We start from the raw sequence: 24,209 nt of genomic DNA, 5'->3' as shown, positions 1-24,209 counted from the left end.
AAGCAAGCGGCACGATGGCTCGATCTATCCTCCTTGTCGAAGATGACAGCGCGATTGCGACCGTGATTACGGCAGCATTGGAAGATGAGGGATTTGAGATATTCCACTGCACATCCATCACCAAACGTGATGAGCATTTGGGGGCCCGTCAGTTTGACGTGATGTTGACCGATGTCATGCTGGAAGATGGCGATGGTCTGCAAAGCCTGTCCGATGTTCGAAGCGCGGCGCCTGACATGCCGGTGATCGTGCTGTCTGCGCAAAACACGCTCGATACTGCGGTGCGGGCAAGCGACAACGAAGCCTTTGAATATTTTCCAAAGCCTTTTGACCTTGATGAACTGGTCCGCGCGGTCAGGCAGGCTGCTGAAACCCGCAAAGAAAGCGTAAGCGAAGTATCCCAGGACGGCGAAGACGGCGGAATGCCTCTGGTTGGCCGCAGTCCGGCCATGCAAGGCGTTTACAGGATGATCGCGCGTGTCTTGCGCAACGATCTCACCGTGCTCGTCACCGGGGAAAGCGGGACGGGTAAGGAGCTTGTCGCTGAAGCCATCCACCAATTGGGCAGCCGGAGGACCGGGCCCTTTGTCGCTGTCAACACAGCGGCCATCCCCCATGACCTGATCGAAAGCGAGCTTTTCGGCCACGAGAAGGGCGCATTTACCGGCGCGATCACGCAGGCCATCGGCAAGTTTGAACAAGCGAACGGCGGAACCCTCTTCCTAGACGAGATTGGCGATATGCCGCCAGAGGCGCAAACCCGCTTGCTCCGCGCTCTTCAATCCGGACGTGTGCGCAGGGTAGGGGGGCGGCAGGAAATCGCGGTCGATGTGCGAATAATCGCTGCGACCAACCGCGATCTTCTTCCTTTGATCGAAGCAGGCAGGTTCCGTGAAGACCTGTTCTATCGCCTCAACGTTGTCCCGATTGAAATGCCGCCCCTGCGCGAAAGACGCGAGGACATTGAGGTGCTCGCGCGGCATTTCCTTGCTCAAGCTGTAGAAGAAGGGTTGCCGACACGCTCCTTCACCGCCGAAGCGCTCGAAGGGCTTTCTCAGCGATACTGGCGTGGAAATGTGCGTGAGCTTCGCAATGCGATTTATCGGCTTGCCGTGATGAGCCGCAAGGACGAGATCGATACAGAGGTCTTGACCGACACACTTGGCGAAGAGCGCGCTATAACCTCGCCAGATGGGGGAGCCGATCACCCGGATGCGGGCATCGCCGCTGCGCTCGAGCAATGGCTCCTGCGGCAAGACCCGGCGCACGGCACGGTTTACGGCAGCGCGCTTTCTGCCTTTGAAAAGCCGCTGATTGAATATGCGTTGAGGCAAACCGGTGGCAACCAACTGCGCGCCGCGAAATTGCTGGGCATCAATCGTAACACTTTGCGCAAGCGCATTACCGAGCTTTTGATAGAGCCTGATCGCTATACAAGACCGCTCTAACGCAGTTTGCGGCATAAATGTCACTTTTGACTTGCGCAAATGCAACAGTCGAGTTGTAACGTCGCCACAATGGACGTTGGAACGGCAATCGGCTCGCAGGAGGCAGGGCGTGAGCATAGCGCAAAGGCTGTGCCGGGCGTGCGCCATTCGCCGCGCTGGTGGCGTGAACTAAGCGTTTTCCTGAGGCGTACCAACGCATTTCGTGTTCTTGAATGGCTCTCCGTCGCCGCGTTAATCATGGCGGTGATAGCCAATTACCTTGCCTACATGAATACGCCGGAGGACGCAGGCGCTTTGCCTTCGCTGCAAGTGTCGATCCTGCTGGTCGCGATCCTTGTGCCAGCGATGGCAATTCTGGTCCTTATTGGCCGACGTGTGGCACTTGGCAGAGCGGCAGGCAGCACTGCGCGCCTGCATGTGCGTCTGGTGTTCTTCTTTTCAATGGTCGCAGCGGTTCCGACACTGCTCGTCGCCGGATTTGCAGCCTTCCTGTTCCAGACAGGGGTGGCTTTCTGGTTTTCAGATGAATCGCGCGGCCTGCTTGAGAACGCCAATGCGCTTGCGCAAAGCTATTACGATGCCAATCAGCGCGATGTGCAGCAGCATACAATCACTATGGCAGTCGACATGGGAGAGATATTGCGCCGCGTGCCTATCAGCGACCCGGACTTCCCCGATTTCTACGCGTTTCAAGCCCAAGGCCGCGAGATCAGCGAAAGCGCTATCCTCCAGCGCCTTGATGACGGAAGCCTGCGCACCGCTGCCATTATGAATCTGATGGAGGACAACAGCCCCCTTGCGTTCAGCACAGCCGCACTCCGGGAATTGGATGCGGGCGAATTCGTGGTCGTCGAAGGCAGCACCGAACGCATCGCCGCCATTGCTCCCATTGACCGGGAAAGCGGCATTTACCTCTACAATGCACGCACCACCGAAGAGACTATGTTCAATTCGTGGGAGCGGGCGCAGGCAATCGGCACTGCTTACGAAACCCTCACCAACGAAGCGCGCACGCTTCAATTGCGGTTCAACATTGCGCTTGTTGCGATGAGCCTGCTTTTGGTGGGACTTGCGGTCTGGTTCGCGCTTCGCTTTGCGGATCGACAGGTTGAGCCTCTGACCGAGCTTATCGGTGCAGCCAACAAAGTGGGGCAGGGCAATTTCTCTCTTCGGGTAGAAGGGCGCACGGGCGCCGATGAGATCGGACTTCTCAACCGCGCCTTTAACCGCATGACCTCGCAGCTTGAGAAGCAAACCGACGCATTGGTAAGCGCAAACCATCAAATCGACGAGCGCCGCGCCTTTATGGAGGCCGTGCTTCAGACGGTTACCGCCGGCGTGATCTCGGTTGATGAAGACATGCGCGTCCTCCTTATGAATGGAACAGCGCAGCGCCTTTTTTGTCAGGACGAAGAGGCCAATCCCGAGGGCCAGTCTCTCGCAGAGCTCTCTCCGGAAATCGTGCAGATGATCCGTGATAGCAAGGAACGCTCTATCATCAGCCATGACCACAAGGGCGAGCTCTTCACTCTCGCGGTAACGATGGCCCCTGGCATCAGCGGTTATGTGATCACCTTCGAGGACATTACCCGCCAGCTTCTCGACCAACGCCAGGCCGCATGGTCAGACGTTGCGCGCCGCATCGCGCACGAGATCAAGAACCCGCTTACCCCGATCCAGCTCGCAACCGAGCGGTTGAAGCGCCGCTATCGCAAGCAAGTGTCCGATGAGGAAGGTGAGCTGTTTGACGAATTGACCAGCACCATCGTTCGCCAGGTCGGGGACTTGCGCAAGATGGTGGACGAGTTCTCGTCATTTGCGCGCTTGCCCAAGCCGGTCTTTCGGCCAGAGGATGCGCTCGATCTGGTTCGTCAGGCGGTGTTTCTTCAAGAGGTCGCCCATTCAAACGTGACCTTTGAGGTGAATGCGGACAATCTTTCCGAGCGCGAGATCGAATGCGACCGCCACCAATTGGGCCAAGCCATGACCAATGTAGTCAAGAACGCTGTCGAAGCGGTCGAGGCGCGGGCGAAAAATGCTGAACCCGACTATCGCGGCCGCATAACGGTCACCATGATAGACGACGGCGACCGTATCGCGGTCTTGGTGGAAGACAACGGGATTGGCCTTCCAGCAGACCGCGAACGCATCGTCGAACCCTATGTGACCACCCGCGAAAAAGGGACCGGCCTCGGCCTCGCAATCGTCAACAAGATTGTCGATGAACACGGCGGCGATATGAGCTTTGCCAGTGCTGGCAATGGCGGCACTCGCGTTACGCTGCGGTTTGCAAAGTCCCCTGAACCCAAACGGGAGGACGATCCCTCATGAGCACCGGATTTACGATCGGAACCTTCCCGATGAACCACGTTTCAAAACCCAATTCTTCCCATGGAGATGCGCATGGCGCTTGATATCCTGATTGTTGATGATGAACGCGACATTCGCGAGCTTGTCGCCGGCGTTCTGGGTGATGAAGGCTATGAGTGCCGCACCGCTGCCGATTCCACCAGCGCGCTTGCCGCGGTCGATGAACGCCGCCCCAGCCTGGTGCTGCTCGACGTGTGGCTGCACGGGAGCGAGATGGACGGGCTTGAGACGCTTGACGCGATCAAGGCGCGCGAACCTGATCTTCCCGTCATTATCTTTTCCGGCCACGGCAATATCGATACAGCGGTGTCGGCGGTTCAACGCGGCGCAATGGACTTTATCGAGAAGCCGTTCGAGGCTGAACGCCTGATGCTTCTCGTTGATCGAGCGACCGAGACCGAACGCTTGCGGCGAGAGAACACGCAGCTGCGCGAATCCAAGTGGAGCGATCCCGATTTCACCGGCAATTCACCCGCCATCAACAATGTTCGCGCGACGTTAAAACGCGTTGCCAATACAGGCAGCCGCGTGATGATCACAGGGCCTGCGGGGGCCGGTAAAGAGGTTGCAGCACGGATGCTTCACGCATGGAGCAACCGTGCCGATGCCGCCTTCGTCCTCGTCAACTCGGCCCGCATTACCCCAGAACGGTTTGAGCAAGAACTCTTTGGGGAAGAGATCGACGGAAGGCAGGTCAAACCCGGTCTGCTCGAACTGGCCGATGGCGGCACGCTGTACCTTGATGAGGTCGCCGATATGCCGCTTTCCACTCAAGCCCGTATCTTGCGGGTTTTGACCGAGCAAAGTTTCCTTCGCGTTGGGGGAAGCCGCCAGATCGGGGTCGATGTTCGCGTCGTTTCCTCGACCTCGCGTGACCTGACCGCCGAGATGGAAGAAAAACGCTTTCGCGAAGACTTGTTCTACCGGCTCAATGTTGTGCCCGTTGCGGTGCCTTCATTGTCAGAGCGGCGTGACGATATTCCTGCGCTCGCTGACCATTTCTTCACCCGCTATTCGAGTGATCAGGGCATCGCGCCTCCTGCGATCAGCGAAGAAGCTATGGCAGCGCTCCAGGCCTATGATTGGCCCGGCAATGTGCGCCAATTGCGCAATGTGGTCGAACGCACCATCATTATGACCCCGCGCGAGCGTTTGACGAGTGTCGAAACCGACATGCTCCCCGCAGAAGTGACAGGCGGCAGAATGGTGAATTCGGGCGAGGGACTGACCGCGATGATGGGTGTGCCATTACGCGAAGCACGCGAAAGCTTCGAGCGGGAATATCTCACCATTCAGATCCGCCGCTTTTCGGGAAATATTTCGAAAACCGCGACGTTCATCGGGATGGAACGATCTGCATTGCACCGCAAACTCAAGCTTTTGGGCATGGCCGACCGGCGAGAAGTCGAGCGCAAGTAAAGGCAACTATTTGCGCCGGAAAAAGTTAACTTATCACATCGTTAAGCAAATCAACCATTGCGGCTAAGCTGTGCAAGCGCCATTATGGATGAGAGTTGCTCCTCGACTTCATGGGGGAGTGATGAGAACGCAGATCGTAAAGGCGACTGCCAATAACAGGAGCATAATATGTCCAGTGGGCGAACCCTCTCTCCACGCCCTCGTCCTGCCTCAGGTGAAGGTCAACAGAGCCGGTCAGTAAAGCAGCAAGGAAACTTGCAGGACGCTTTCCTGAACCTACTTCGCAAGAACAAGACGCCAGTCACCATGTTCCTTGTGAAAGGTGTGAAACTTCAAGGGATTGTCACTTGGTTCGATAATTTCTCGATCCTTTTGCGCCGCGATGGGCAATCGCAGCTCGTCTATAAGCATGCCATTTCGACCATTATGCCTGGCGCCGGTATCGATGCAGCGCAGTTCGGCAGCCGCAATGGCTCTGGAAAACAGCGCCTGCTTCAGGACGTCTTCCTGAGCCGCGTGAGCGAGACAGGCGTAGAAGTGACTATGTTCCTTGTGAACGGTGTTATGCTTCAAGGGCGTATTGCCGCATTTGACCTCTTTTGCATGCTGCTTGAACGCGATGGCGCGGTCCAGCTGGCTTACAAGCACGCGGTCTCCACCATTCAGCCGGCAAGCCCTGTCGACCTGTCTGACGATCCCGATTATGCGGGAAGCGACGAGGACGAGGATGACGGCGACGATGGCTATGAGGACGACTACTGAGCTTTGATGAAACCTTGATGGACGAGGTAACGCGCGGTGCGCGGTGCCTTGTCTTGTGCCCGGATATCACGACCTTATCCTACGACCTTGATGCAAAGGATCGCTTGGCTGAGGCCGAAGGGCTGGCGCTGGCGATCGGTGTGATAATCGCACACAGCACCGTTTTGCCTGTGCGTCAGATGCAGCCAAACACGCTTTTTGGTTCTGGTCAGGTCGCCAATATTGCGACCTGGTGCGAGCAATATGAGTGTGAGCTCGTCATTGTTGATGGTGCGCTAACCCCCATTCAGCAACGTAATCTTGAAGACAAATTCAAGCGCAAAGTCATTGATCGCACTGGCTTAATCCTTGAAATCTTTGGTGAGCGTGCGGCCACGGCCGAAGGGCGATTGCAGGTCGAACTTGCGCACCTTGATTATCAGCAAAGTCGGCTTGTCCGCTCGTGGACCCACCTTGAACGTCAGCGCGGCGGGTTTGGCTTCCTTGGTGGTCCCGGCGAAACCCAGATCGAAGCCGACCGGCGGATGATCCGTCAACGCATGGGACGCCTGCGCCGTGAGTTGGAGCAGGTGCGCAAGACCCGGCAACTTCATCGTGCACGGCGGGGCAGGGCACCTTGGCCTGTGATCGCCCTTGTCGGATATACGAATGCCGGAAAATCCACGCTTTTTAACTATTTGACGGGCGCAGAGGTGATGGCGGAGGACCTTCTTTTTGCCACACTGGACCCGACCATGCGTGCAGTCAGCCTGCCTGGTGTTGAAAAAGCGATCCTATCGGACACAGTGGGCTTCATCTCGGATCTTCCCACACAGCTTGTCGCCGCTTTCCGCGCCACCCTTGAGGAGGTGACGGGCGCAGATATCATCTGTCATGTGCGCGATATGGCAAATCCGGCGCACGCTGCGCAAAAGAAGCAGGTGATGGAGGTCCTGGCGGAGCTTGATGTTGTGGACGTCGAAACCGGCCATAGCGATGTTCCCATCCTTGAGGTTTGGAACAAGGTCGATCTTCTGGATGACGAGCGTGCTCAAGAGCTCCGCGAGGCGGCAGTTGGTCACGATGCTGTCGTTGTGTCGGCTGCAAATGGTGTGGGTTTAGAGGACTTTGAGGCCCGTATTGCAGAAATTCTCACCGAAAAGGCCAGTGAGGTCACCGTTTCCCTTCCGGTGTCAGACGGCCGCCGGATTGCATGGCTGCATGCCCATGGCGAAGTGATTGCGGATGAAGATGCCGGGGAAGGGGAGGAGGGCCCAATGCGCCGGATGACGGTCCGCCTGAACCCCAAGGAAATGGGCCAGTACACCTCGCTCTAACCCAGCAATTTTGGGGCTGAATTCAGGAGGCTTTTTCCTTTGATTTGACCCGTTGCCAGTAGGCTTCCTGATCATCGAGGGAAAGCGACGCGAAGTCCACGCCGTCGGCTTTGGCCAACTCTTCCATTGCATGGAAACGGGCTTCAAACTTGCCATTGGAAGCGCGCAAAGCCTCTTCCGGATCCACGCCGTACCTGCGCACAATATTGACGGCCACGAACAAAACATCGCCCGCTTCCATCAATTTGTCGTCATCGCTGGCCTCATCCAGCTCTTGAAGCTCTTCCTCAAGTTTGGCCATTGGTCCTCTGATATCATGCCATTGAAAGCCGACTCTAGCCGCGCGCTTTTGCAGTTTGTCAGACCGCATCAACGCAGGCAGTGCCTTTGCAACGCCATCAAGCGCACTGACTTCGCCGGTTTCAGCACGCTCATTGGCCTTGATGTCTTCCCATCGCGCGTTTGTCATGGTGCCATCTTCGTTGCCGAAAATGTGGGGATGTCGGCTTTCCATCTTGTCGCTGATCGAGCGTGCCACGTCTTCAAAGGTGAAATGTCCGGCTTCCGAGGCCATCTGCGCATGAAAAACGACCTGGAGGAGAAGATCACCGAGCTCGGATCTCAGGTCGGCCATATCATTGCGCTCTATGGCGTCAGCGACTTCATAGGCTTCTTCGATGGTGTACGGTGCGATTGTCTGGAAGTTTTGCGCGGTGTCCCATTCGCAACCGTCATTCGGGTCGCGTAAACGTGCCATGATTTTGAGCAGTCGGTCGATCTGAGAGGGCTCAGGGCTATGGGTCACTTCGCTGGGTCCGCCTCTGTTATGCTGGGTTGATAATATATATTATGTTAAATCGAAGTGTGTGCTACCTAGGTCAGCCGGGCAACCTCGCCCCTAACAAATCAGCAACCACAAAAAGCCCCGCAAAGATCGCAAACCACACAAGCGCCATCTGAGCCAGTTTGCTCCAACCAAGTTTGAAGCTCGCAAGCGCGCCTCCTGCAAGGATCAACCAGCCAAGCATCGCCACAATCGAGATAATCATGCCTTCGTTCATGCCGTCATCTCCAATCCGTCATAACCCACCGTCACAAAGTCTGGTACTTCGTCGCACAATGTTCGATAATCCATACTCTTGTCGAGATGGCTTAGAACCAGTTTCTTCGCACGCGATCGCTCGGCCAGTTCGATGGCCATTGCCAAATGCGCGTGTGTCGGATGCGGTTCGCGCCTGAGACAGTCGCTCACCAGAATATCGACTTCATAACACAGGTCGATCATATCTTCGGAAATACTTGAAAAATCAGTTGTATATGCGATGGACTTCCCGTCGGCATCAAAGCGAAAACCTGTGGTTTCACCTGGTCCGTGTTCCATCTGGCACCACTCGACACCAAAACCTGCGACCATGCGCAAACGGTCGAGCGTGTCGATTGTACAGATCGTCGGATAGCCTTCCTGACCGGCAAAAACATAGCCGAAGCGTTGACGCAGACGCCTTACAGTTTCTGTATGGGCGTAGCCAGGTATCGGCCCGCCGCGGCCATAACGAAGAACCCGCAGGTCATCGATCCCGTGGCAGTGGTCTGCATGATCATGCGTCCAAAATATGGCGTCCAAGTGACTGATTTTATTTGCAAGAAGCTGTGCGCGGCAATCGGAACTGGTGTCGATCAATACCCGCGAGCCATCGTCGCTCTCAATCGCAATTGACACCCGCGACCGGCGATTGCGCGGTTCATCGGGATCGCATGCGCCCCAATCGCCCATACCGTCCTCTCCGCCAAGACGGGGAACGCCGGTGGACGTGCCCGAACCGAGCATGATGACTTTCACAAGCCAGCCTTTGCAAAAAGCCTGGTGAAATTGCGGGTCGTTTGTTCAGCAAGCCGTACGGGATCAGTCCCGCGAAGCTCGGCCACAAACCGCGCGGTATCAGCGACAAAGGCAGGCTCACACGATTTCCCGCGATGCGGGACTGGCGCAAGGAATGGACTGTCGGTTTCAACCAGCAGCCGATCTTCAGGAACATCCTTAGCTACCGCCTGCAAATCCTTGGCATTCTTGAAAGTCACAATGCCGGAAAGCGATATTGTCAGCCCAAGGTCCAGCACTTTGCGCCCAAACTGCGCCGATGCGGTAAAGCAGTGAATAAGGGCAGGAAACGCGCCCTTCTCCATCTCTTGGGCGAGAATTGCATAGGTATCGTCTTCGGCATCGCGGGTGTGAATGATAACGGGCAGTCCGGTTTCACGCGCCACATCGATATGCATCGTGAAAAGGTCTGCTTGAACCTGGCGATCAGAATATTCGTAGAAATAGTCAAGGCCGGTCTCGCCAATCGCGATAACCCTTGGATTTTTAGTCGCTTCCAGCAAAGTGGCGCGGTCGAGGTCCTTGTGATCGTCCGCTGCGTGCGGGTGAATGCCGACGCTTGCGAAAACATCGGGTTCGCGGTTTGCTGTCGCGACGACTTGTTCCCATTCGGCCTGTTTGGTGGAGATATTGAGAAAGGCCCCTACCCCTGCTTCTCGCGCACGGGTGAGCACGCCAGCCTGATCCTCGACAAGCCCCTTATACTCAAGGTGACAGTGGCTATCGATAAGCATCAGGCGCCCTCCTCCACCTCTTCCGGCAGTTCAAGACGCGGGAACAGCGGAGTTGGTTTTTCGATCTGAAAACCGCTTTCGGCCAAAGGCGAATACCAGTGCGAGCGAATGCCCTCATAGGTTCGCAGTTCATCAGAAATCCCGAGCATATCCAGAAGCTTGCCAGCACTTTCGGGAATGACAGGCTGAATTGCGACGGCCAGTTGGGCAATACAGATGTAGAGCGTTGCAAGGACAGTTTCCATCCGCTCAGGATCGGTCTTGCGAAGCGCCCAGGGGGCCTCTGCATCGATGTAGGCATTGCAGGCAAATACCGCCTGCAGCCACAGCTCAACCGCTTGTTGAAGCGCTAATTCTTCAAAGGCTTGCGGGATATCCTTGGCAATCGCCTGATGCACCGTTTGGAACAGAGCGTTGTCCGCATCCTTATGCCCGTGGATCGCTGGCAGATTGCCATCAAGGTTCTTGGCCATGAATCCAAGGGTGCGCTGTGCGAGGTTACCAAACGCATTGCCGAGCTCACCGTTGGATCGTTCGACGATCGCATCGGGAGAATAGGTGCCGTCCTTACCAAAGGCGACTTCGCGCATGAGGAAATAGCGCAAGGTGTCGACCCCGAAAGTCTCAGCCAATTCAAGCGGGTCAATGACATTGCCAAGGCTTTTGCTCATCTTCTCACCACCGCGGGCGAGCAAGAAACCGTGCCCGAACACCTTTTTTGGCACGGGCAGCTTGGCGCTCATCAGGAACGCTGGCCAATAGATCGTGTGGAACCGGACGATGTCTTTACCGATCAGATGCAGGTCAGCGGGCCAGAATTTGGCCATGCTCTCCGTGTCGTCAGGAAAGCCCAGGCCGGTCAGATAGTTTGTGAGGGCATCGACCCAGACATACATGACGTGGTTTTCTGAGCCGGGCACTTTCACCCCCCAGTCAAAACTGGTGCGGCTCACCGACAAATCGCGAAGCCCGCCTTCCACAAAGGCGACCATTTCATTGCGGCGGCTTGCCGGTTCCAGAAAGCCGGGCGTTTTCAATAGCTCAAGAAGGGGTTCTTGATACTTTGAAAGGCGGAAAAACCAGCTTTCCTCCACAGTCCATTCAACGGGCGTATCTTGCGGGGAGAGTTTTTCGCCGCCCTCGCCCTCTTTCAGCTCGCTTTCGTCGTAGTACGCCTCATCGCGGACCGAATACCAACCTTCGTAGCGATCGAGATACAGGTCGCCTGCTTCCTCCATGCGCTGCCAAATGGCCTGGCTGGCGCGGTGGTGATCGGGCTCTACGGTGCGGATGAAACGGTCAAAACTGATATTCAGTTTCGCGTCCATCTCCTCGAAATATCCCGACATTTCATCGGCGAGCTCGCGCGCGGTGCGGCCTTGCTCTTCGGCTTTGCGGGCCATTTTGAGGCCGTGTTCATCCGTGCCGGTTTGAAAACGCACTTCGCGCCCCTGAAGGCGTTGGAAACGGGCGATGACATCAGCGGCAATCCCCTCATAAGCGTGTCCGATATGCGGACGGCCATTGGGGTAATTGATCGCGGTGGTGATGTAATAGGGTGTTTTCTCAGCTTCTGGCATGGGCATGCTCGCTAGAGGCATGAACGCGGGAGAGCAAGGTGCCGATTTCAAGCGACAACAGCCCCGTGTCGAAATTGTAGCTTGGCGCCTGGCCTGCGAGGGTCACCAATTGCGAATGCGCTTCGACCAAAGCGGCTCGCTCGCTCGAGCTTTCGGACGTTCGTGCGCGCTGCGCCACGATGGATTGCGCAAGTTCGAAAATGGCGCCTAGACGCTCGCGGTCAGCGCGCGGACCGATCAGCCGGGATAGCGCGCCGCGTCCGTCCATGGTGGGATCACCCTGATCGAGTAGCGAGGAGATGTGGTCAGCAACAGGACCCAGGTCCTGCTTTGCAAATTCGAGCGCTGCTCCGAAGGACCCTTCTGCTGCTTGAATCGCTGCCTGAGTGTCGCCTTGCACCTGTGCATCGCCAAGCATGCGGCGCATCTGGCCTTCATCCAGAACCGGAAAGCGCAATATGCGACAGCGCGAGCGGATGGTGGGCAAAAGCCGGGCGGGACGGTGCGTCACAAGCATGAAGAATGTCCGGCGGGAGGCTCCTCTAGGCTCTTGAGAAGCGCATTAGAGGTCGCCCGCTCCATATCATCTGCGGGATTGATAATGACCACCCGCCGCGAGCCAAGTGTCGGGCGCACATTCAAACGACGCTGCATATCGCGAATCTGGGCGATACGGATGCTGCGAGCGAGTTCAAAGGGTTTACCGGCCTCTTGGGCTGCAGTCGCCTTTTTGTCTTTGGGGCCGTAGGTGACGGTCATAATGTCGGGATGGTCGCCTGCGGGTTGTGGCACACCCTCTTCGGCGACCAATTCGCGCGCTGCAGCGAGGGCAAAATCGTTTTTGCCAAGCCCTTTTTTGCCGGCAAGGATCCAGCCATGATGCATCCGCGCGCCCAACATCGCGCTGCGCCATTCGCGCCATGCTTCCTCGTGGTTGGGCCAGGCGGTCATGCCGCGTGACCTTCAAGAAGATCGGCAATCGCCTGCATCACCAACGCGTGCACTTCATCGGGAGAGCCGGTGCCGTCGATGATCTTGAAGCCATCGGGATCGCGCTTTGCAAGCTCGCGAAAGCTCATTGCTACCGCATTGTGATACTCGGCGCTTCGTCCACCGATTGCATCGCTTGTATCGCCATCGCGCGCGGCAAGGCGTCGCCCTCGCACAGCGTCATCGACCTCAAGCAAGATTGTGCAGTCTGGTCGCATCCCGTGGCTCCCGAATTCGTGGAGCGCGGTGATCGCATCATCGCCAAGACCCCCTGCCCCGCCCTGATATGCGCGGCTTGAATCGACAAACCGGTCGCTGATGACCCAAGCACCCTCTTCCAAGCGTGGCCGGATCAGGCGCGCAACGTGATCGGCGCGGGCGGCTGCGAACAAAAGCGCCTCTGCCTGCGCATTCCAGCTTTCGCCTGGAGGATCGAGCAGCAGCGACCGAATGGCTTCGGCACCCGCCGTGCCCCCAGGTTCGCGGGTGACTGTAACATCAATGCCGTAAGTCCCACTCAGAGCCTCGGCGAGCATGCGGCCCTGGGTTGATTTGCCAGTCCCCTCGCCGCCCTCGAGCGCGATAAATCTTCCGGTGGTTGCGGCGTCGCTCATGAAAACCACCCTGTGATACCGTTCCAGATGCGCGTGAAAAATCCGGCTTCGCCAATATTGGCTTGCGCCACAAGCGGTATGCGTGCGGGCTCTGCGCCGGGGACTTGAACGACCAATGTGGCCACCTGTGCCCCCGCGACAATCGGTGCATGCAGCGGACCATCATAGGCGATCGAGAGCTTCACATCGGCATCGCTTCCATTGGGAAGGTTCACAAAAACCGGCCTGACGGTTGCAAGGCTGACGCTTCTTGCATCGCCATTTTGCACGCGGGCAGAGCCCATGGTTTGGTCTTTGCGCGCCACCTGCACGCGGTCAAATGCGGCAAAGCCCCATTCGATCAGACCGCGCGCGGCCGCTGCGCGTTCGTCTTCCCGGTTTGCACCAGCAACCACAACGACCAACCTCTGATTTCCGCGCTTGGCAGTACCAAGGTAACCGAGGCCGGATTCATTAGTGTAGCCGGTTTTGATCCCATCAGCGCCCTCGACCCTTCCGATCATCGGGTCGCGGTTGCTTTGGGCGATGTTGTTGTAGCGAAAGCCCTCTTGCCCGACATAGCGCGCGTATTTCTGAGGATGGCGGCTGACCAAAGCCTTCGCGAGTTTCACCAGGTCCGCCGCGTTGGTGAAGGTTCGCCCTTCATCAGGCCAACCGTTGGGCGTCCCGAAGTGGCTATTCGTCATGCCAAGCGCGCGCGCACGTCCATTCATGCCCTCAAGCCACGCTTCAAGCGTTCCCGCCTGCCCCTCGGCGAGCGCGATGGAGCCATCATTGGCCGAGACATTTGCAATACCCATCAAAAGGTCGTCCACCAGCACGCTGTCATCGCTTCCGATAAACATTGTGGAGCCTTTGCGGTGCCAGAGCTTCCATGTCTCTTCGTTCATCTGAAATTGTTGGCGCGGGTCGAGATTGCCCTCTTCGATGAGTTCAAAAGCATGAAACAGCGTCATCACTTTGGTGATCGAGGCAGGGACAAAGCGGCGGTCCGCCTCGCGCGCAAAGAGAACCTGGTCGCTCGTCACATCGACCAGCAAGGCTATGGGCGCTTTATCCTCGGGCGCGATTGTTTCGGGTGCCTGCGCGAACGAGATACTCGCGCAAGCGGCGCCAATAGTCCCGAAGGCCAAAGCGCCAAGGCTACGCATGACAACGCGCAGAGGGTGTTTGATACCGGTCACGCGTTCAACCATAAGCCGTGTCGGCGTGCGAAGCGAGAGTGCCCGCGCGCTTAGTTCACGATTTCGTCAGCCAGAAGGCCAACGCTCATCGCGTAGTAATTCGAGCAATTGTACTCGAGGATCACGCGGTAATTGCCGGTCAGCAGATACGCGGGCTTTCCGGGACCGTCAGGCTGGAACAAGGATGTCATCGTGTCCTCTGGCAAAGGCCGTTGCGGTTGAACACCAAGGGCGCGCCATTCCGCGACGGTTTTCCATTGGCTATGGCGTTCGTGAACCCGCGAACAGACCGGCGAGACCAGCTTGTTCTTGTAGGCATCCACATCAAAGCCCGAAGGTACAGAGGCCCTCACGCCCCAAGGTTGACCCGTGCGCCATCCGGCATCGCGGAAGTAGTTTGCAATCGAGGCGAAGGTATCGGCCCGGTTGTTGAAGATATTGGCCCGCCCGTCGCCGTCACCGTCGGTGGCAAGGCGCAGGTAAACCGACGGCAGGAACTGAGGATTGCCAAAGGCACCTGCATAACTTCCTACAAGCTCGCCCCTCGAGTAGCCTTTGTCGGCCACCTTCATCAGCGCGATCCACTCGCCTTCAAACAGCGCGCGCCGACGCCCTTCCCATGCGAGGGTTGCAAGGCTGCGCGAAAGATCGAAATCACCCCGGATGCGGCCATAGCTTGTCTCGTGACCGAAGATCGCGATGACGATTTCGCCTGGAACTCCGTATTGCTGCTCTACCGCGCGAAGGATGCTGCGGTTGTTTTGAAACTCGCGCCGACCGCTGTTGATGCGGGTCGAATTGACGTGGGTCGCGATATAGGGCGCCATCGCCGGATAACCGCGTACTGTTGGACGGCCGGGCTGCCCTTGATCCAGACGGATGACGCGGGGGTTCGGAGTAAGTCCCGAAGTCATGCGCCGCAGAGTGGCCTCAGAAACGCCCTCGGCCCGTGCCTTCGCTTTGATCAGCTCCAGATAGGCATCAAACGCGATCCCGTCACGCGCCGCTACCTGTGCATTGGCAGGCTGTGTCGGGGCAAGCTGTGAAGCTGCTCCCAGCGCCAGGGTTGCTGCGGAAAGAAGGCCTAGTGATGCGAGTTTGCGAAAGTTCATTTGCTCTGTTTCTTACACCTTAGTTGAACCGGGAATGAGCGCGCTGAAGTCACGCGCCATCGTTGTCCGGAGTAATCGCATGTTTGGCAAGATAGTCATAGTCCTCGCGGCACTCTTCTGCGACTTTTCGGTATTCATCACTGAGACTTGGCAATGTTCCGGGCGCATTGCCAAATCCGGTCGAGGCGTTGACCTTGTCGTACCAGTGCGCGCCCCAAATGCCATCGTCGGGGAGCGGCCCTTTTTTCCATGCGAGCATAGCCGGATCCCATTTGATTGACAGCGCGTCGCACAGTTTGCGCAGCACGGTTTCGGGCGATGCAAGGATCGTGTGACTGTCAACCACAGGCGGCGCAGCGCCGGTCTTATCCGCGATTAGATCGAAGTATTCCCTCTGCCGCGCAATCCCCAGATGGCCCGAGTTTATCTTGCTGCGCTTGCTTGCATAGCTTGCTGCAACGCGCACGGGGTCGCGGATCAGGAAGGCATGCCGCATATCGGGAAAGTCGGCGATGCTGATCGGCCCTTCCATATGGTGGGGCATGTGCTTTTGATACCAGATCGGCTTTCGGCCGGGCACATCACCGCGCAACGCCTCTGCGACGGAATGCCAGTCACAATCCATGTCTCCGATAATCGCGTCAGCCATTGGCTGTGGATCGCCGGTTGCTTTGAGATAGGCACCATAGAACGGCTCATCACTGACCGCAGTATCGGCGCGCGATCCAAAGCTGCGCATCATTGCAGTGGAGAGGTTCCTGGGCCCAGACCACATTGCGATCCTGATCGTCTCGCTCATGCACCTACATCCCGATCCATAAGGTCGCGGTAGAGCCCTTGCAGTCGCTCAACCATTGGCCCGCGAGCCGGTGTCATGGCTCGCCCATCGATTTCGGTCACAGGGACAACGCCTGCGAATGTCCCCGTCACAAAGGCCTCATCCGCGCCGTACACGTCGGTGAGCGAGAAGTTCTTCTCATAAACCGGAATGCCCGCCTCGCGGCACACCTGAATGACATTGCTACGGGTGATACCGCCAAGGCAGTAGTCTCCAGAAGATGTCCATACCTCGCCCTTGCGCACGATGAAAAAGTGGGTCGAATTGCAGGTCGCGACAAACCCCTGCGGGTCCAGCATCAGGGCTTCATCCGCGCCCGCCTGCGTCGCCTGAATACAGGCCGTGATGCAGTTCAGTTTGGAGTGCGAGTTAAGCTTCTGGTCCTGAACCGCCGGATCGCCGCGCCGCACGTGCACTGTGAAAAGGCGAATACCCGTTTCAATGGTCGAAGGAAGCGGAGATTTGTACTCAGGGATGATGACAATAGTCGCAGGCGATATGACCACGCGCGGGTCCTGATAAGGCGTGGAGCGGATACCTCGTGTCACCATCAAACGGATATGCACACCCTCCTGGTCACGCATGGCGTTCCCATCAATCGTCGCATCAATCCGCGCCACAAGCTCTTCGCGCGTCAGGCCGATATCCATCGCAATGGCTTTGGCCCCTTCGAAAAGGCGAGCCATATGCGCATCGAGGAAGGCAATCTTTCCGCGGTGCACACGAAGCCCCTCCCAAACCCCGTCGCCCAGCATAAAGCCACTATCGAAAACCGAGACGCTGGCCTCTGCGCGCGGGACGAGAGTGCCGTTTACATTGATCAATATCGCGTCATTGCGCGGGTCTGCCTGGTAGTCATGTGTGCCTTTAGCCAAGGGAATTCTCTCCAAATTCGCAAAAAACGGGGTGACAGAATCAAACTACACCGCTAGCTCGCTGCCCCAAGCGGACAGTTGGCAGAGTGGTCGAATGCACCGGTCTTGAAAACCGGCAAGGGTGCAAGCCCTTCCAGGGTTCGAATCCCTGACTGTCCGCCACAAGCTCACCTACCAGCACAAGGGGCTCGGAATGGCTAAGCGTCTTATTTGGATCGGACTTCATCCCGATGTCGTTGACTGGGACAAGTGGCCGGACCTTTCTCCTGAGAAGCTCATCAAAGGCGCTGAGGCGACTAAGGATATGCTTTCTGGCGAAGGCTATGACGTCACAATAGGGTTCATCAAAACAGGCGATGAAGGCGTGGCAGAAGCCGTCGCATTGCTTGAGGGTGACCATTACGATTTGGCCCTGATCGGGGCAGGCGTGCGCAAGGATGACGAACAGTTCTTGTTGTTCGAGCAACTCATCAACGTCATCCACACCCACGCGCCAAGTGCCAAGATCGCCTTCAACACAAATCCAAATGACACGCTTGAGGCTGTCAAACGCTGGGAGTAGCCCACATCCATCAGATATGGATCGCCTTCCCGTAAGCATCCAGCACGCTTTCGTGCATCATCTCAGATAGTGTCGGGTGAGCGAAGACGGTTTGCATCAGCTCCGCTTCGGTCGTTTCCAACGTCTTGCCCACGGTGTAGCCCTGGATCAGCTCGGTCACTTCTGCGCCGACCATATGCGCGCCCAGCAGCTCCCCTGTTTTCGCATCAAAGACGGTCTTGATGAAGCCCTCCGCCTCGCCAAGAGCAATCGCTTTGCCGTTGCCGATGAAGGGGAAGTTACCGACTTTCAGCTCGTATCCTTCCTCTTTAGCTTTAGCCTCGGTCATGCCGACGCTTGCGACTTGCGGATGGCAATAGGTGCAGCCCGGAATGCTCGACCGGTCGAGCGCATGCGGGTGCACTTCTGAATTGCCCAGTTCCTGAGCGATAGCTTCGGCGGCCGTTACACCTTCGTGGCTGGCCTTGTGGGCAAGCCAGGGACCCGGCGTGCAATCACCAATCGACCAGAGCCCTGCTGATTTCGTGCGGCCAAAGTCGTCAATCTGAATGAAGCCCCGGTCCATATCGGCGAGTTCTTCGAGCCCGATGTTCTCGGTATTGGGCACGATGCCGATGGCGGTGATGACGTGGCTGTATTCGGTGGTTTCGACCTTGCCTGCCTTGTCCTTGATCGTCGCGGTCACGCCTTTGTCGCCAACCTTCAGGTCCTCGACGCCTGCGCCCGTCATGATCGTGATGCCTTGCTTGGAAAGGCTCTTCTCCAAGAAGGTTGAGACATCCGCATCTTCCACCGGCACGATCCGGTCGAGCATCTCCACAACCGTCACATCGACCCCGATGTCGTTGTAGAAGCTTGCAAATTCGATCCCGATAGCGCCTGAACCAATCACCAACAGTTTGGTCGGTTTCTCCGGCGGGGTCATCGCGTGGCGGTAAGTCCACACGCGTTTTCCATCCGCTGGTGCAAAGGGCAGATCGCGGGCGCGCGCACCGGTCGCCACGATGATGTGCTTGGCGCTGAGCTGTTCTTCGCCCTTGTCGCTCTTCACCGTCAAAGAGGTCGGACCGGTCAGAGTCCCTTCGCCCATATGGACGGTGATCTTGTTCTTCTTCATCAGATGCGTGACGCCCTGATTAAGCTGTTTCGCAACCCCGCGGCTGCGCTTCACAATCGCAGCCAGGTCCGCCTCGATCTCGCCCGCAACGCTCAGTCCGTAATCGCTCGCGTGCTGCATCTGGTGGAAAACCTCGGCAGAGCGCAGCATCGCTTTTGTCGGGATACAGCCCCAATTGAGGCAGATCCCGCCCAGAAGCTCCCGTTCAACAATCGCGGTTTTGAGCCCCAGTTGCGACGCGCGAATAGCCGCCACATAGCCACCCGGCCCCGAACCCAATACGATAACGTCGTAAGCTTCTGACATTGCTTAATAACCTTCACTTTTTGACACACTTGACACACTGTCCAGGGGTAGAAAATCCGACCACCTGAAACCGGTGCCATTTTCAAGTGTTTCTCAAGGGAAGAAGGCGCATGTTCATCGCCTCACCCCTCGCATTTTCCTATCCGTGTAGGACAGCGCTATTTGAGCCGCCCTCAACTCTCATCAAACAACCAGCCCCATCGGGTTCTCGATCAGGGTCCTGAGCTGATCCATCAGCTTTGCCCCGTCCACGCCGTCAATCGCGCGGTGGTCAAAGCTGCCAGTCGCGCTCATCACGGTGGCGACGGTCAATTCGCCGTCCACGACATGAGGCCGCTGTTCACCAGCACCCACGGCGAGGATCATGCCCTGTGGCGGATTGATGACCGCGTCGAACTGTTTGGTCCCGAACATACCGAGGTTTGACAGGCTCGCCGTGCCGCCTTGATACTCATGCGGTTGCAGCTTGCCCTCGCGCGCTTTCCCCGCAAGCTCTTTCATCTCGGCAGAGATTTCCGAAAGGCTCTTGCGTCCGGCATCGCGGATGATCGGCGTTATCAGGCCCGATGGGGCGGCCACCGCAACCGATATATCGGCGCGGGCGTATTGGTGCATGACGTCGCCCTGGAAGCTGACGTTGCACTGCGGTTCACGCGTCAAAGCGCGGGCGAGCGCTTTGATAATAAGGTCGTTGACCGAAAGCTTCACGCCGTCCGCTTCAAGCGCCTCGTTTAATTGCTTGCGCATGGCGAGAAGCGGGTCGAGCCGGATATCCACGGTGAGGTAGATATGCGGGACGGTTTGTTTCGCTTCTGTCAGGCGGCGCGCGATGACTTTGCGCACATTGTTGAGCTTTTGCTCTTCGTACGGCGCGTCGAGATCATTGGTAGGGGCAACCTTCGCAGAAGGTCCAGACTTGGGTTCCTGCGAGGTCGCGGCGGGCGCTGGAACGTAATTGTCGATATCGGCCTTGATGATGCGGCCACCCGGGCCAGTGCCGGAAACAGCCGCAAGGTCAATTCCCTTGTCGCTGGCAAGTTTCTTGGCAAGCGGGGATGCGATCACGCGGTCACTGCTGGATTGGGGCACAGATGCCGAAGCAGGAGCACCGCCCGCGGCAGCCTCCACATCAGCTTTAATAATCCGGCCTTTGGGACCGGATCCAGAGACAGAGGCAAGATCAACGCCTTCATTGGCCGCAATCCGGCGGGCCAGCGGGCTTGCCTTTGGCGTGTCACCCGAAACGGGGGGCGGCGCCGGTGTGGGCGCAGGTGTTGGCGTTGGTGCCAATTCAGCAGCAGGCGTTGGAGCAGGAGCGGAGGCCGACGACGCGCTTACATCGCCAACATCCTCGCCCTCTTCGGCAAGCATTGCGATAACCGTGCCCACAGCGACATTCTCTGTGCCCTCTTCGACAACAATCGCGGCCAGAACGCCTTCATCAACGGCCTCGAATTCCATCGTCGCCTTGTCGGTTTCGATCTCGGCCATAATGTCGCCGGAGGAAATTTCGTCGCCCACTTTGACAAGCCAGCGGGCCAGCGTCCCCTCTTCCATTGTCGGAGAAAGAGCAGGCATTTTCAGTTCAATCGCCATTGGCTTTGATGATCCCCATCACGTGTTTGATCGTGTTTCTTTCCGTTACGGCTTGGCACCACCTTGGGCAAGTGTTTGCATACGACTGCACCGTTTCTAACCGCCCGTCTCTTGCAAACTTTCGCATTTGGCCGGATACCGCATCATAATAACGCAAGGTCAAGGGGCGTTCATGCGCACATTTTTGGTGATCATTGATGAAAGCGATGAAGCGCGCGCTGCCTTGCGATATGCCGCGCGGCGCGCCGTTGCCGTGGGCGGCGCGGTCCATCTTTTGGCGCTGGTGGCACAGCAAAGCGTCAGCGCGTTCGGCGGGGTTCAGGCCACCATCGAACAGGAAGCGCGCGACCGTGCAGAAATGCTTGCACACGGGGTTGCGGGCAATCTGCTTGCCGAAAGCGGGGTTATGCCCACCATTTCTGTGATGATCGGCAATGGACCAAAGCTCGTGACCGATTTTCTGTCAAACCACAAAGAAGTCGCAGCGCTTGTTCTGGGTGCTGCTAAAGGTAGTGCGCCGGGGCCACTGGTGTCTCACTTTGCAGCGCAAGCAGGGAGCCTGCCCTGCCCGCTTTACGTCGTGCCCGAAGGTTATGACGAAGCGAGGAGCGACCACGAAGCCTAAGGTTTAGCGGCGCCGTCCCTGATGGCGGATATTGCCGGGACGCCCGCGTTTGTTTGTCTGGTATTTGCCCTTCTTGGGGCCGGAGCCTTTCCGGTCACCCCCGCGGCCATATCGCGGTGTCGGGCGCGTGCCGCGCGGTTCGATCACATTGCCATCGGCATCAATCACCGCAAATTTGAGCGCGCCGGTAAGCGCATTCGCCTCTGCCAATTGCAGCTTTAACCGGTCGCCCGATTTGTAAGTCGTCCCGCTGTCTTCTCCGATGAGAGCTTGCGCAGCCTCCTCATAACGGAAGTGTTCACGGCCCAGTGTCGAGACGGGCACCAAGCCATCGCCGCCGAGACCTTCGATAGTGGCGAAAAAGCCGAAGCTTTGCACGCCAGTGATGCGGGTGTTGAATTGCTCGCCCACGCGCCCGGAAAGCCATGCCGCAACATAGCGGTCGATGGTGTCGCGCTCTGCTTCCATAGCGCGGCGTTCGGTCTGGCTGATGGCGTCGCTGATTTCCTTAAGGTTGCTGCGATCCTTGTCGGAAAGCCCGCTTGTATCGGGAAGCGAACCGGGAGGCTTGGGCTGTTCAAGCTTATAGGCATCGACCAGAGCGCGGTGCACGAGAAGGTCGGAATACCGCCGAATGGGCGATGTGAAATGGGCATATGACCCCAGCGCGAGGCCAAAGTGCCCAGTATTGGCAGGACCGTAATAGGCCTGCGTCTGGCTGCGCAGCACCGCTTCCATCAATTGCGCCTTCTCGCTTTCATCCGTGATGTCGGAAAGCAGGCGGTTGAACAGCGACGGCTTGATCACCTGACCAAGCGAGAGTTTCTTTTCAAGCGTTGCCATGTAATCGCGCAGAGCAATCATCTTTTCGCGCGCGGGTACCTCGTGATTGCGGTAGACAACCGGTGAGTTTTTGGTCTCGAGAGCTTTGGCCGCCGCCACATTGGCTGCGATCATGAAATCCTCAACGACGCGGTGCGCATCAAGTCGCTCGCGAACGGCGATTTCGGCAATCTGCCCCTCATCGTTCAGCATGACGCGGCGTTCGGGTATCTCCAGTTCGAGAGGTTCCCGCTTTTCACGCGCCTCCGCGAGCAATTTCCACGCGCCCCAAAGGTTGGCGAGATATTCCGGCGGACTGCCTGCATCTACGGCGCTTTGCGCATCTTCATAAGCGATATTGTGGTGGATGCGCACGATTGCGCGGGTGAATTTGCGTGTTTTGACTTGGCCCGATGCATCGATATGCACGTGGCAAACCATCGCCGCCCGGTCCTCGCCCTCGCGCAAAGAGCACACATCTGCCGAGAGCACTTCGGGAAGCATGGGCACGACGCGGTCGGGGAAATAGACCGAATTGCCGCGCTTCCTTGCCTCTTTGTCGAGCGCGGAGCCGGGGCGCACATAGAAGCTGACATCTGCAATCGCGATGAGAGCGTTATAGCCGCCCTCCCCGTCAGGCTCTGCCCAGATGGCATCGTCGTGATCGCGCGCATCGGCAGGATCAATCGCGACGATGGGCACATGGCGCAGATCTTCGCGCTTGTCCTGCGACAGGCGCAAAGTCGCTGCACGCTCGGCCTCCTGATGGACTTCATCGGGAAAAACGTGCGGAATGCCGTGTTTGGCAATCGCGATGAGGCTAAAGCTCTTGGGCGCGAGCGGGTCGCCAACAACCTCGACCACTTTGACACCGGCGCGATCTGAGCGGCCCGCTTTTTCTGCGAGAACCAATTGGCCTTCTTCGGCGTTGCCAAGATCAACGATTTTTGCCGAATTGCGCACGCGTTTATCAACCGGAGCAAGCCAGGGTGTGCCCGTGCCGTCAAGCTCAACCACGCCCATAAGACCCTCTGTGCGTGCGGGCAGTTTCTTCATCGGATAGGCGATCCAGCCGGCATCGCTCTCCTCCGTCCGGCTCAGCACACGGTCACCGCGTTTGAGAGCAGGCGCACTCTTGCCGCCTCCCCTGCCTTTGGGTGCCTTCATCTCCTTCATAGTGAGACGCGGAGGCTCACTCGGCGCTTCGGGAGACCAATTGTCGGGAATAGCGATGGCCTCGCCATCCTCGATCTCGACCACGCGAAGAACCGTCACCTTGGGCACCCCGCCCATCCGGTGGTATGCGGTCTTCTTCCCGTCGATCAGCCCCTCTTCCGCCATGTCCTTGAGCAAGGCTTTAAGAGTGATCTTCTCCTGACCTTTCAGCCCGAAAGCCCGCGCGATTTCGCGCTTGCCCGCTGGGATGTCGCTGGATTGGATGAACTCAAGGATTTGCTTTTTCGACGGCATCCCTTGAGGAAATTTGGGTTTAAATTGAACCATCAAGTGGCTTTACTAGGCATAAGGCCAAGGCCGATGATGACCAGATATCCCAGCCATCCCAAAAGCCCCGTTGTGGCCGATGAGGCGGTCATCTCTTCCACCGCGTCCAGATCCCCTGCCGCCATAAATTGGCTCATCTCTCCGACCAGCTGGATGCTGAAATAAGACGATACCACTGCCGTTATGATGGGAATGATTGCAAGGAAAGCAGGCAAACCAGCATCGCGAATACGGCGCGCAAATGCGGCGATGATCAAGGCCAATCCCAGAAAGCTGATGACTACGCCAATCCAGGTTTGTGTGATCAGCCCATCTGCCATGGACTGCATCATTTCAACTTCAATCTGGGCTTCATCTGCGCCCTGCGCGGCCGCTGACATCGCTCCGCCAACCGAAGATGCGACAAAGCCGATGCTGGCAATCATATTGATGCCAAAGGTGATGATCACGATGAACAGAACCCACCACCAAAATGTGGGGCGATTGTCTTTCCCTGCGAAATTCGCAAGGTTTGCCAAGCCGTGTTTGATTGCGTCACCCATGATAAAGTCCCTCTT

21 protein-coding genes, 1 tRNA gene and 1 pseudogene are annotated in these 24,209 nt (G+C 57.6%); 8 read left to right on the top strand and 15 right to left on the bottom strand.

Annotated features, from left to right (window positions below; translation table 11 throughout):
* Nucleotides 1-14: 14 nt before the first annotated feature.
* The 5 genes from ntrC to hflX all read left to right on the top strand — a co-directional run bounded on the left by ntrC (nucleotide 15) and on the right by hflX (nucleotide 7,315).
* Nucleotides 15-1,448 carry a nitrogen regulation protein NR(I) gene (gene ntrC, locus AC0V6Q_RS04405; RefSeq protein ID WP_486167195.1) on the top strand — a complete coding sequence of 478 codons (1,434 nt, stop codon included), beginning with the start codon at nucleotides 15-17 and terminating at the stop codon, nucleotides 1,446-1,448.
* 69 nt (nucleotides 1,449-1,517) lie between these two features.
* Nucleotides 1,518-3,779, top strand: coding sequence for a sensor histidine kinase (locus AC0V6Q_RS04400; RefSeq protein ID WP_486167194.1), 2,262 nt, complete (start codon nucleotides 1,518-1,520; stop codon nucleotides 3,777-3,779).
* Between the two features lie 72 nt (nucleotides 3,780-3,851).
* Entirely contained in the window at nucleotides 3,852-5,237 is a 1,386-nt protein-coding gene (gene ntrX, locus AC0V6Q_RS04395; protein ID WP_486167193.1) for a nitrogen assimilation response regulator NtrX, read from the top strand.
* A 168-nt stretch (nucleotides 5,238-5,405) separates the two neighbouring features.
* Nucleotides 5,406-5,999 (top strand): RNA chaperone Hfq, encoded by a 594-nt coding sequence (gene hfq / locus AC0V6Q_RS04390; RefSeq protein WP_486167192.1) that lies wholly within the window; start codon nucleotides 5,406-5,408, stop codon nucleotides 5,997-5,999.
* A gap of 17 nt (nucleotides 6,000-6,016) precedes the next feature.
* The gene (gene hflX / locus AC0V6Q_RS04385; protein WP_486167191.1) at nucleotides 6,017-7,315 is read left to right on the top strand and encodes a GTPase HflX; all 1,299 of its coding nucleotides are present in this window, start codon (nucleotides 6,017-6,019) and stop codon (nucleotides 7,313-7,315) included.
* Between the two features lie 22 nt (nucleotides 7,316-7,337).
* On the opposite strand, the gene mazG is transcribed toward hflX, so the two are convergent.
* The 11 genes and pseudogenes from mazG to AC0V6Q_RS04330 all read right to left on the bottom strand — a co-directional run bounded on the left by mazG (nucleotide 7,338) and on the right by AC0V6Q_RS04330 (nucleotide 17,121).
* Complete coding sequence (gene mazG / locus AC0V6Q_RS04380; RefSeq protein WP_486167190.1) at nucleotides 7,338-8,120, bottom strand: nucleoside triphosphate pyrophosphohydrolase; 783 nt, start codon at nucleotides 8,118-8,120, stop codon at nucleotides 7,338-7,340.
* A 73-nt stretch (nucleotides 8,121-8,193) separates the two neighbouring features.
* Nucleotides 8,194-8,376, bottom strand: coding sequence for a hypothetical protein (locus AC0V6Q_RS04375; RefSeq protein WP_486167189.1), 183 nt, complete (start codon nucleotides 8,374-8,376; stop codon nucleotides 8,194-8,196).
* Nucleotides 8,373-9,155 (bottom strand): MBL fold metallo-hydrolase, encoded by a 783-nt coding sequence (locus AC0V6Q_RS04370; RefSeq protein ID WP_486167188.1) that lies wholly within the window; start codon nucleotides 9,153-9,155, stop codon nucleotides 8,373-8,375. The genes AC0V6Q_RS04375 and AC0V6Q_RS04370 overlap by 4 nt, the downstream gene beginning before the upstream one ends.
* Nucleotides 9,152-9,928, bottom strand: coding sequence for a TatD family hydrolase (locus AC0V6Q_RS04365; RefSeq protein WP_486167187.1), 777 nt, complete (start codon nucleotides 9,926-9,928; stop codon nucleotides 9,152-9,154). The genes AC0V6Q_RS04370 and AC0V6Q_RS04365 overlap by 4 nt, the downstream gene beginning before the upstream one ends.
* A complete protein-coding gene (gene metG / locus AC0V6Q_RS04360; RefSeq protein ID WP_486167186.1) occupies nucleotides 9,928-11,508 on the bottom strand; it encodes a methionine--tRNA ligase in 1,581 nt (526 codons plus the stop codon). The genes AC0V6Q_RS04365 and metG overlap by 1 nt, the downstream gene beginning before the upstream one ends.
* Nucleotides 11,495-12,393 (bottom strand): annotated as a pseudogene (locus tag AC0V6Q_RS04355) (DNA polymerase III subunit delta'). Before AC0V6Q_RS04355 ends, metG begins: the two are co-directional and overlap by 14 nt.
* A gap of 62 nt (nucleotides 12,394-12,455) precedes the next feature.
* Nucleotides 12,456-13,112 (bottom strand): dTMP kinase, encoded by a 657-nt coding sequence (gene tmk / locus AC0V6Q_RS04350; protein WP_486167185.1) that lies wholly within the window; start codon nucleotides 13,110-13,112, stop codon nucleotides 12,456-12,458.
* On the bottom strand, nucleotides 13,109-14,296 hold the full coding sequence (locus tag AC0V6Q_RS04345; protein WP_486167184.1) for a D-alanyl-D-alanine carboxypeptidase family protein: 1,188 nt from the start codon (nucleotides 14,294-14,296) through the stop codon (nucleotides 13,109-13,111). The genes tmk and AC0V6Q_RS04345 overlap by 4 nt, the downstream gene beginning before the upstream one ends.
* A 50-nt stretch (nucleotides 14,297-14,346) precedes the next feature.
* Nucleotides 14,347-15,408 carry a lytic murein transglycosylase gene (locus tag AC0V6Q_RS04340; RefSeq protein ID WP_486167183.1) on the bottom strand — a complete coding sequence of 354 codons (1,062 nt, stop codon included), beginning with the start codon at nucleotides 15,406-15,408 and terminating at the stop codon, nucleotides 14,347-14,349.
* 49 nt (nucleotides 15,409-15,457) lie between these two features.
* Nucleotides 15,458-16,207 carry a sulfotransferase-like domain-containing protein gene (locus tag AC0V6Q_RS04335; RefSeq protein ID WP_486167182.1) on the bottom strand — a complete coding sequence of 250 codons (750 nt, stop codon included), beginning with the start codon at nucleotides 16,205-16,207 and terminating at the stop codon, nucleotides 15,458-15,460.
* Entirely contained in the window at nucleotides 16,204-17,121 is a 918-nt protein-coding gene (locus AC0V6Q_RS04330) for an aminotransferase class IV (RefSeq protein ID WP_486167181.1), read from the bottom strand. Before AC0V6Q_RS04330 ends, AC0V6Q_RS04335 begins: the two co-directional genes overlap by 4 nt.
* A 72-nt stretch (nucleotides 17,122-17,193) precedes the next feature.
* On the opposite strand from AC0V6Q_RS04330, the gene AC0V6Q_RS04325 reads away from it, so the two are divergent.
* A tRNA-Ser gene (locus AC0V6Q_RS04325) sits at nucleotides 17,194-17,283 on the top strand.
* Nucleotides 17,284-17,314: 31 nt separating this feature from the next.
* Entirely contained in the window at nucleotides 17,315-17,683 is a 369-nt protein-coding gene (locus AC0V6Q_RS04320; protein ID WP_486167180.1) for a hypothetical protein, read from the top strand.
* 10 nt (nucleotides 17,684-17,693) lie between these two features.
* Here the strand turns inward: AC0V6Q_RS04320 and lpdA are convergent, their stop codons facing one another.
* The gene (lpdA, locus tag AC0V6Q_RS04315) at nucleotides 17,694-19,106 is read right to left on the bottom strand and encodes a dihydrolipoyl dehydrogenase (RefSeq protein WP_486167179.1); all 1,413 of its coding nucleotides are present in this window, start codon (nucleotides 19,104-19,106) and stop codon (nucleotides 17,694-17,696) included.
* A 183-nt stretch (nucleotides 19,107-19,289) separates the two neighbouring features.
* Nucleotides 19,290-20,702 carry a 2-oxo acid dehydrogenase subunit E2 gene (locus AC0V6Q_RS04310; RefSeq protein WP_486167178.1) on the bottom strand — a complete coding sequence of 471 codons (1,413 nt, stop codon included), beginning with the start codon at nucleotides 20,700-20,702 and terminating at the stop codon, nucleotides 19,290-19,292.
* A 172-nt stretch (nucleotides 20,703-20,874) separates the two neighbouring features.
* Here AC0V6Q_RS04310 and AC0V6Q_RS04305 point away from each other — a divergent pair, with 172 nt between their 5' ends.
* Nucleotides 20,875-21,327 carry a universal stress protein gene (locus AC0V6Q_RS04305; RefSeq protein ID WP_486167177.1) on the top strand — a complete coding sequence of 151 codons (453 nt, stop codon included), beginning with the start codon at nucleotides 20,875-20,877 and terminating at the stop codon, nucleotides 21,325-21,327.
* Between the two features lie 3 nt (nucleotides 21,328-21,330).
* Here AC0V6Q_RS04305 and rnr read toward each other — a convergent pair whose 3' ends face one another.
* Nucleotides 21,331-23,652 (bottom strand): ribonuclease R, encoded by a 2,322-nt coding sequence (gene rnr / locus AC0V6Q_RS04300; RefSeq protein WP_486167176.1) that lies wholly within the window; start codon nucleotides 23,650-23,652, stop codon nucleotides 21,331-21,333.
* Complete coding sequence (locus AC0V6Q_RS04295; protein ID WP_486167175.1) at nucleotides 23,652-24,194, bottom strand: DUF805 domain-containing protein; 543 nt, start codon at nucleotides 24,192-24,194, stop codon at nucleotides 23,652-23,654. Before AC0V6Q_RS04295 ends, rnr begins: the two co-directional genes overlap by 1 nt.
* Nucleotides 24,195-24,209: the final 15 nt, after the last annotated feature.

The organism is Erythrobacter sp. S227 (genome assembly GCF_057364925.1).
This window is presented reverse-complemented; position numbering and strand designations above follow the sequence as displayed.

Coding starts and splice junctions, on each gene's coding strand:
- ntrC (WP_486167195.1), top strand. CDS start 15: ATGGCTCGATCTATCCTCCTTGTCGAAGATGACAGCGCGATTGCGACC.
- AC0V6Q_RS04400 (WP_486167194.1), top strand. CDS start 1,518: ATGGACGTTGGAACGGCAATCGGCTCGCAGGAGGCAGGGCGTGAGCAT.
- ntrX (WP_486167193.1), top strand. CDS start 3,852: ATGGCGCTTGATATCCTGATTGTTGATGATGAACGCGACATTCGCGAG.
- hfq (WP_486167192.1), top strand. CDS start 5,406: ATGTCCAGTGGGCGAACCCTCTCTCCACGCCCTCGTCCTGCCTCAGGT.
- hflX (WP_486167191.1), top strand. CDS start 6,017: ATGGACGAGGTAACGCGCGGTGCGCGGTGCCTTGTCTTGTGCCCGGAT.
- AC0V6Q_RS04375 (WP_486167189.1), bottom strand. CDS start 8,376: ATGAACGAAGGCATGATTATCTCGATTGTGGCGATGCTTGGCTGGTTG.
- AC0V6Q_RS04365 (WP_486167187.1), bottom strand. CDS start 9,928: ATGCTTATCGATAGCCACTGTCACCTTGAGTATAAGGGGCTTGTCGAG.
- metG (WP_486167186.1), bottom strand. CDS start 11,508: ATGCCAGAAGCTGAGAAAACACCCTATTACATCACCACCGCGATCAAT.
- tmk (WP_486167185.1), bottom strand. CDS start 13,112: ATGAGCGACGCCGCAACCACCGGAAGATTTATCGCGCTCGAGGGCGGC.
- AC0V6Q_RS04340 (WP_486167183.1), bottom strand. CDS start 15,408: ATGAACTTTCGCAAACTCGCATCACTAGGCCTTCTTTCCGCAGCAACC.
- AC0V6Q_RS04335 (WP_486167182.1), bottom strand. CDS start 16,207: ATGAGCGAGACGATCAGGATCGCAATGTGGTCTGGGCCCAGGAACCTC.
- AC0V6Q_RS04320 (WP_486167180.1), top strand. CDS start 17,315: ATGGCTAAGCGTCTTATTTGGATCGGACTTCATCCCGATGTCGTTGAC.
- lpdA (WP_486167179.1), bottom strand. CDS start 19,106: ATGTCAGAAGCTTACGACGTTATCGTATTGGGTTCGGGGCCGGGTGGC.
- AC0V6Q_RS04310 (WP_486167178.1), bottom strand. CDS start 20,702: ATGGCGATTGAACTGAAAATGCCTGCTCTTTCTCCGACAATGGAAGAG.
- AC0V6Q_RS04305 (WP_486167177.1), top strand. CDS start 20,875: ATGCGCACATTTTTGGTGATCATTGATGAAAGCGATGAAGCGCGCGCT.
- rnr (WP_486167176.1), bottom strand. CDS start 23,652: ATGGTTCAATTTAAACCCAAATTTCCTCAAGGGATGCCGTCGAAAAAG.
- AC0V6Q_RS04295 (WP_486167175.1), bottom strand. CDS start 24,194: ATGGGTGACGCAATCAAACACGGCTTGGCAAACCTTGCGAATTTCGCA.